Consider the following 6,478-nt stretch of genomic DNA (forward strand, 5'->3'; position numbering starts at 1 on the left):
TTAACTGTCTGATAATCCCCGCTGGGCCAGCCGCGTGACGTGTTCGCGCACGTCGGCTGGCCAGTCGCGCACATTTTCAAGGAAGGCTTGCTGCCGCCCCGCGAACAGGGCGCGGCTCGCTTCCTCGAAACCGGCGGCGTCACCTGCCAGGGCACTCATGACCTTATAGGCCGCTTCGCGCGCCTGGCGCTGTTCATCGTGCGCCTTGTTGCCGCGCTGCGCCTGCTCCACCAGCTTGCGCAAGGCGACGGACGCGCCGCCCGGCTGCGTCGCCAGCCATTCCCAGTGGCGGGGCAGCAAGGTGATTTCGCGCGCCACCACGCCCAGCCTGGGCCGGCCCGCCGTGCGCGCCGGGGCGGGAGCGTCGTCCTGCGGCGCCGGCGCGGCTGCGCGCGGCAGGCGCTGCAACACCTCGTCCAGGCTGCCATGCAGGTTCAAGTCCACCTGGCTGCCGCTGGCATCGTCGAAGATCAGGATCTGCGCATCGGGATCGCGCGTCACCAGCTCCTTCAACGTTTGCGCAAGCGCATGTAATGTGCCGGAGGCAATTTTGTGTGGGCCGGCAAAGGCGGTCAGCTGGGTGGGGGCGTGCATGGCTTGCTCCAATGAGTGCATATGCAGGCAATTTTACCCGGGTTAAATCGGAAGTCAATAACACCCGGGTAAAATAGTGCGCCCCTGCTACAGGTCGATTCGGCCGTGTTCGCCCAGATCTTTCGGCGGCTCGCCCGTGATGGCGGCCTTGGCCATTTCATAGAATTGCATCATCTTGCTGGCGCTGCTGTCCCAATATTCGGCCGACTGTATCGTCACCTTGATCAGCGACAGTTTCGGATCGTCTAGCCCGCCGGGAAACCAGGCTTGCACCAGCGGGCTCCACAGTTCCTCCGCCTTGGCGCGGTCCTTCAGCAATTCCGCATGGCCGCAGACGGACACGTACAGGCTGTCGCCCGTGTCGACGAAGCTGACATTGACTTGCGGGTTGTTCAGCAAGTCGCGCGTGTAGCCGGCCTCGTCCGAGACAAAGAACCAGATCCGTCCATCGGCGTCCACCTGCTGCTGCGTCAGGGGACGGCTGGTGAGCGTGCGCGTGTCGTCGCTGGTGGTGAGCATGCCGAACTTGACGTCCTTGATCTTGTCCGCGATGCTGGCCAGTTGTTCGCTGGAATAATGTTGCATGGGTGCTCCCTTGTTGGTTGTCCTGAACAACAGCATAGGCGGACGCAGCGCGCGGCTCTGTACGCCAGCTTACGTAGCGCAGGGGGGCTTTGTTTCAAAGCTGTTACAAAACGCTGGCCTGGCGGGGCGCCCCATGTATTGACTTAATAAATGATAATCATTATCATTTGTTGTAATGACCAAGTTTGAACTCTGATTGAAGGATGGGAATGAAGCACACTGACTTGTCGCGCCAGCTGGCCCGCCCCTTGCCGGGAGCGGAGCATGCATAGTGCGGGCGCCGCCGACAAGGCCAGGAACAACGCCAGCCGCGCCGTCTGGCTGAAGAATCTGCACCAGTGGCACTGGATCAGCTCGGCGCTTTGCCTGCTGGGCATGTTTTTGTTCGCCATTACCGGCATCACCCTGAACCACGCCAGCCAGATCGAGTCCAAGCCGTCCATCGCGCGCCAGCAGGCGACCCTGCCGGCCCCCCTGGTCACGCAACTGGCCGCCTTTGCCGCCCAGCATGACGGCGCCAATGCGCCCCTGCCGGCCGCCGCCGAAACCTGGCTGAAACAGCAGTGGTCGCTCAACGCGGGCGGCCGTCCCGCCGAGTGGAGCGTCGACGAAGTCTACCTGCCCCTGCCCAAGGCGGGCGGCGACGCCTGGGTGCGCATCGGCCTGGAAGACGGCGCCGCCGAATATGAATTGACGGACCGGGGCTGGGTGTCCTGGCTGAACGACGTCCACAAGGGCCGCAACACGGGCGTGGCCTGGAACTGGTTCATCGACATCTTTGCCGGCGCCTGCATCGTGTTTTGCCTGACGGGTCTGTTGATTTTGAAGTTCCACGCGGCCAACCGGCCATTTACCTGGCCGATGGTTGGCCTCGGTATCCTGATACCCTGCGCGATCGCCTTGCTGTTCATACACTGATCGTTTTTATTTTTCCTTTTTACAGGCACACCATGAAATTACGCTACTCCCTGGCGCTTGGCCTTCCCCTGATCGGCACTTCGGCGATGGCGGCCGACCTGGCCCTCAAGATTGAGATTCCGCAACTGAACGTGGCGGAATACCACCGCCCCTACGTGGCGGCGTGGCTGGAAACGGCGGACCAGAAGGTAGTCGGCAACCTGGCCGTGCTGTACGACGTGAAAAAGAAGGACAAGGCAGGCGAAAAATGGCTGAAGGACATGCGCCAGTGGTGGCGCAAGAGCGGCCGCGACCTGGCCATGCCCGTCGACGGCGTCAGCGGCGCCACGCGCGCGCCCGGTGAGCACAATCTGACCTTCCCCGGCTCGAAGGCCGTGCTCGACAAGCTGCCGGCCGGCGAGTACCAGCTGGTGGTGGAGGCGGCGCGCGAGGCGGGCGGACGCGAACTGGTGCGCGTGCCGTTCCAGTGGCCGCCGAAGTCGGCCCAGTCCGTGCCTGCCAAGGGCAAGGAAGAACTCGGCAATGTCGTCGTCCAACTCAAACCTTAAGGCGCCCCTACCATGTTGAAGCAATTGAATAAACCGCTGCTCGCCCTGGCCCTGGCCGGCCTGGCCATGAACGCCCACGCCCACCGCGGCTGGATGGTGCCATCGAGCACGATGGTGGAAAGCAAGGACGCCTGGGTGACGGTGGACGCGGCCGTGTCCGACGGCCTGTTCGAGATCGACCACCAGCCGCTGCGCCTGGACGCGCTGCAAGTCATCGGCCCGGATGGCGCCAAGGTCGCGCCGGCGAATACCGTCACGGGCCGTTTGCGCAGCGTCTTCGACGTGAAAATGGAAAAGCCGGGCACCTACAAGGCCGCCATCGTGTCGCAAAACGTGATGGGCAGCTACACGGTGAATGGCGAGCAGAAGCGCTTCCGCGGCAATGAAGAGACTTTCAAGAAGGAAGTGCCGGCCGACGCGAAAGACCTGAAAGTCACGCGCACGGCAGCCCGCCTGGAAACCTTCTTCAGCAATGGCGAAACCAGCACGGAAGTGTTCAAGCCGACGGGCGTGGGCCTGGAATTCGTGCCCGTCACGCATCCGAACGACTTGCGCGCGGGCGAGAAGGCCACGTGGCGCTTCCTGGTCGACGGCAAGCCGGCCGCGAACCAGGCTTTCAGCCTGGTGCCGGGCGGCGTGCGCTACCGTGGCGTGCTCGGTGAAATCCGCCAGAGCACGGACGCCAAGGGCGAGATCACGTTCACCGTGCCGGCCGCCGGCATGTATTACCTGAGCAGCACCTGGCCTGCGGCCGCCCCAGCCGTGGCAGGGCAGCCGCCGGCGATGCCCGAGCGCCGCATGACCTACGCGGCCACCGTGGAAGTGCTGCCGCAGTAAGCGGCGGCCCGTTCACAAGCTCGCCGATGCGCCGGGTCCTGCTGCCGCAGCATATTTCCGACCAGGTCGCGCCGCCCGGCGCCGCGATCCGGGATTTGCGCGGCCTGTCCATGGGCACCAGCTGGTCGGTTCGCCTGCTCGAATCCGACATGCCGGGACGCGCCGGCAGCGCCGACCTGCAGCAGGGCTTGCAGCAGCAGCTGGACCTGGTCGTGGCGCAAATGAGCCACTGGAGCGACGAATCCGACCTGGGCCGCTTCAACCGGGCCGAACCGGGCAGCTGGCACAGCCTGCCCGCCGCGTTTTGCGAGGTGCTGGGCTTTGCCATGCACGTCTCGCAGGCGTCGGGCGGCGCGTACGACCCGTGCGCGGGCGCCCTCGTCAACCTGTGGGGCTTCGGCCCCCGCCACCGCTACGATGAACCCGGTTTTATTCCTCCCAAGCACGAAACGGTGGCCCTGCTGCTGGCGCAGCGCCAGCGCCGCCGCCTGGAGCTGGACTTGCCGGCCCGCCGCGTCCGCCAGCCTGGCGGCTTGCAGCTGGACCTGTCCGCCGTGGCCAAGGGCTATGGCGTGGACCGCCTGGCCCGCTACCTGGACAGCCAGGGCATCGGCCATTACCTGGTCGAAGTGGGCGGCGAGCTGCGCGGTGCCGGCAGCAAGCCCGACGGCCAGCCATGGTGGGTCATGCTGGAACAGGTCGATGGCGCCGCCGATGGTGCCGACAATGCGCAGCAGCCGCCGGAAATGCTGCTGGCGCTGCACGGCCTGTCCGTGGCGACGTCGGGCGACTACCGGCGTTTCTTCCAGGATGGCACGGCGCGTTTCTCACACACCATCGATCCGCGCAGCGGCATGCCGATCGCCAATCAACTCGCTTCCGTCACCGTCGTGCATGAGCAATGCATGGCGGCCGACGCCTGGTCGACGGCCCTGACGGTGCTCGGTGTCGAGGCCGGCTTGGCGCTGGCCGAGGAGCAGGGCCTGGCTGCCCGCTTCCTGCAGCGCGACGGCCCTGGTTTTCACGAAACGCTGAGCAGCCGCATGCTGGCCATGCTCGACGAATGAAGATTTATTTCCCATGATTTTTACGCACGATACGACGCGGCTGGCCTTGCTGGCCACCCTGTCCCTCAGCTACGCGGGCGTGTGCCTGGCGCCCTGGCTGCGCGCGCGCGGCAAGCGCCGCGCGTCCGATGCCGCCAGGGCGGCGCTGGCCAACAGTCCCGCCTGGCTGGTGGCGTACGCGAGCCAGACGGGCAATGCCGAGGAACTGGCCGCGCAAACGGCGCGCAGCCTGCAGCTGGCCGGCATCCCCGTGCGCCTGTGCGCGCTGGCCGAACTGACGGCTCTTGATCTGCAACAAGCGGAGCGGGCCCTGTTCCTGGTCAGCACGTATGGCGAGGGCGACGCGCCCGATAATGCGGCCGCCTTCATGGGCCGCCTGATGACGGGCGGGCTGGCGCTGCCGCAATTGCATTACGCGGTGCTGGCCCTGGGCGACCGCAGCTATGGCCAGTTCTGCGGCTTCGGCCGCGCGCTCGACGCCTGGCTGGCGGCACAGGGCGCCTTGCGCCTGTTCGAACGCATCGAGGTCGACCGCAGCGCCAGTGGGGCCATCGAGCAATGGTTCCAGCACCTGAGCCACCTGGCCGGCACCAGCGACGCGCCCGACTGGAGCGCGCCCGCCTTCGGCGACTGGCGCCTGACGCGCCGGCAGCTGCTCAACCCGGGCAGCGCGGGCGGCGCCATCTATCACGTGGAACTGGCGCCCGTGGAAGGCAGCCTGCCCGACTGGCAATCGGGCGACCTGGTGCAGGTGACGGCGCCCGCCGAGCCGTCGCAGCCGCGCGAATACTCGATCGCCTCGATCCCGCGCGATGGCGGCGTGCACTTGCTGGTGCGCCAGCACGCGCATCCCGACGGCAGCCTGGGCCTGGCCTCGGGCTGGCTGACGGCGCAGGCAGCAGTCGGCGACGTGGTGCAGCTGCGCTTGCGCCAGCACAAGCGCTTCCGCCTGGAAGACAATGCCCAGCGTCCCTTGATTTTGATCGGCAACGGCAGCGGCATCGCCGGCTTGCGCGGTCACCTGAAAAGCCGCGTGCTGGCCGGGCAGCGGAGCAACTGGCTGATCTTTGGCGAGCGCAATGCCGCCCACGATTTTCATTACCGCGAAGAAATTGAAGGCTGGCACGCCAGCGGCGAGCTGCCCCGTCTGGACCTGGCGTTTTCGCGCGACCAGGCCGAGCGCACCTACGTGCAGGACCGCCTGCGCGGCAATGCCGACGAAGTCAGGCTGTGGCTGGAGCAGGGCGCGGCCATCTACATCTGCGGCAGCCTGGCCGGCATGGCGGGCGGCGTCGACGAGGCCCTGCAGGAGATCGTGGGCCGCCCCGCGCTCGATGCGCTGGCGGCTCAGGGGCGCTACCGGCGCGACGTGTATTAATTGTCCATCAAAAAGGCTCTGTCTTCGTTAAATAGGGGATTTCCAGGAATCTTGCTCTGCCCCGGCTGTCTGACTGTCTATATCAGACAAACAGGAGCCTTCCATGCAGCATGCCAAATGGATCCGTTTTATCGCGCAGTTTGCCCAGCTGAGCCGCCGCCAGCGGCAGGCAGGGATCGCCCTGCTGCGTGGCAACACGCCACACGACGCTACCGTCGCATTGCTTGAAAGCGTGGCGCAGCCGCATTTGGCTTGTCCCGCCTGCCACAGCTGCCATGCTCACCGACACGGCCATGCGCACGGACTGCAGCGTTACCGCTGCGTGCCATGCGGGCGCACCTTCAATGCGCTCACCGGCACGCCGCTGGCCCGCTTGCGCCATAAATCGCTGTGGCTAGCCTACGCCGATTGCCTGCTGGCATCGGCTTCCGTGCGCAAGGCAGCAAGCCAGCTGGGCGTGCACCGCAACACCACCTTCCGCTGGCGCCACCGATTTTTGACGCTTGCCAGGACGGACCGCCCGCTGTGCCTGCACGGCATCGCCGAGGCCG

The 6,478-nt window shown here is 66.1% G+C and carries 8 protein-coding genes; 6 read left to right on the plus strand and 2 right to left on the minus strand.

Going from position 1 to position 6,478, the window contains the following annotated elements; genetic code table 11:
* Complete coding sequence (locus BXA07_RS26445) at positions 1–594, minus strand: DUF2239 family protein (RefSeq protein ID WP_076572497.1); 594 nt, start codon at positions 592–594, stop codon at positions 1–3.
* An 87-nt stretch (positions 595–681) separates the two neighbouring features.
* Complete coding sequence (locus tag BXA07_RS26450; RefSeq protein WP_076572476.1) at positions 682–1,179, minus strand: pyridoxamine 5'-phosphate oxidase family protein; 498 nt, start codon at positions 1,177–1,179, stop codon at positions 682–684.
* 264 nt (positions 1,180–1,443) lie between these two features.
* Between BXA07_RS26450 and BXA07_RS26455 the strand changes: the two genes are divergently transcribed.
* From BXA07_RS26455 to BXA07_RS26480, 6 genes are all read left to right on the plus strand, one after another.
* Positions 1,444–2,097: a PepSY-associated TM helix domain-containing protein gene (locus tag BXA07_RS26455; protein ID WP_076572478.1), complete on the plus strand. Its 654-nt coding sequence runs from the start codon at positions 1,444–1,446 to the stop codon at positions 2,095–2,097.
* Between the two features lie 32 nt (positions 2,098–2,129).
* A complete protein-coding gene (locus tag BXA07_RS26460; RefSeq protein WP_076572480.1) occupies positions 2,130–2,645 on the plus strand; it encodes a DUF2271 domain-containing protein in 516 nt (171 codons plus the stop codon).
* Between the two features lie 12 nt (positions 2,646–2,657).
* Positions 2,658–3,482 (plus strand): DUF4198 domain-containing protein, encoded by an 825-nt coding sequence (locus tag BXA07_RS26465; RefSeq protein ID WP_076572482.1) that lies wholly within the window; start codon positions 2,658–2,660, stop codon positions 3,480–3,482.
* 26 nt (positions 3,483–3,508) lie between these two features.
* Positions 3,509–4,549 carry an FAD:protein FMN transferase gene (locus BXA07_RS26470; protein ID WP_076572484.1) on the plus strand — a complete coding sequence of 347 codons (1,041 nt, stop codon included), beginning with the start codon at positions 3,509–3,511 and terminating at the stop codon, positions 4,547–4,549.
* Positions 4,550–4,562: 13 nt separating this feature from the next.
* Positions 4,563–5,927: a sulfite reductase subunit alpha gene (locus tag BXA07_RS26475; RefSeq protein ID WP_076572486.1), complete on the plus strand. Its 1,365-nt coding sequence runs from the start codon at positions 4,563–4,565 to the stop codon at positions 5,925–5,927.
* Positions 5,928–6,030: 103 nt separating this feature from the next.
* Positions 6,031–6,478: IS1/IS1595 family N-terminal zinc-binding domain-containing protein (locus BXA07_RS26480; protein WP_139335785.1), on the plus strand; the 448-nt coding region annotated here is incomplete at its 3' end.

The sequence above is a fragment of the Janthinobacterium sp. TND4EL3 genome, assembly GCF_900156175.1.
Classification (GTDB): Bacteria; Pseudomonadota; Gammaproteobacteria; order Burkholderiales; family Burkholderiaceae_D; genus Janthinobacterium.

Bases quoted from the DNA above. Each gene is read 5' to 3' on its own strand.
- BXA07_RS26445 (WP_076572497.1), bottom strand. From the start codon at position 594: ATGCACGCCCCCACCCAGCTGACCGCCTTTGCCGGCCCACACAAAATT.
- BXA07_RS26450 (WP_076572476.1), bottom strand. From the start codon at position 1,179: ATGCAACATTATTCCAGCGAACAACTGGCCAGCATCGCGGACAAGATC.
- BXA07_RS26455 (WP_076572478.1), top strand. From the start codon at position 1,444: ATGCATAGTGCGGGCGCCGCCGACAAGGCCAGGAACAACGCCAGCCGC.
- BXA07_RS26460 (WP_076572480.1), top strand. From the start codon at position 2,130: ATGAAATTACGCTACTCCCTGGCGCTTGGCCTTCCCCTGATCGGCACT.
- BXA07_RS26465 (WP_076572482.1), top strand. From the start codon at position 2,658: ATGTTGAAGCAATTGAATAAACCGCTGCTCGCCCTGGCCCTGGCCGGC.
- BXA07_RS26470 (WP_076572484.1), top strand. From the start codon at position 3,509: ATGCGCCGGGTCCTGCTGCCGCAGCATATTTCCGACCAGGTCGCGCCG.
- BXA07_RS26475 (WP_076572486.1), top strand. From the start codon at position 4,563: ATGATTTTTACGCACGATACGACGCGGCTGGCCTTGCTGGCCACCCTG.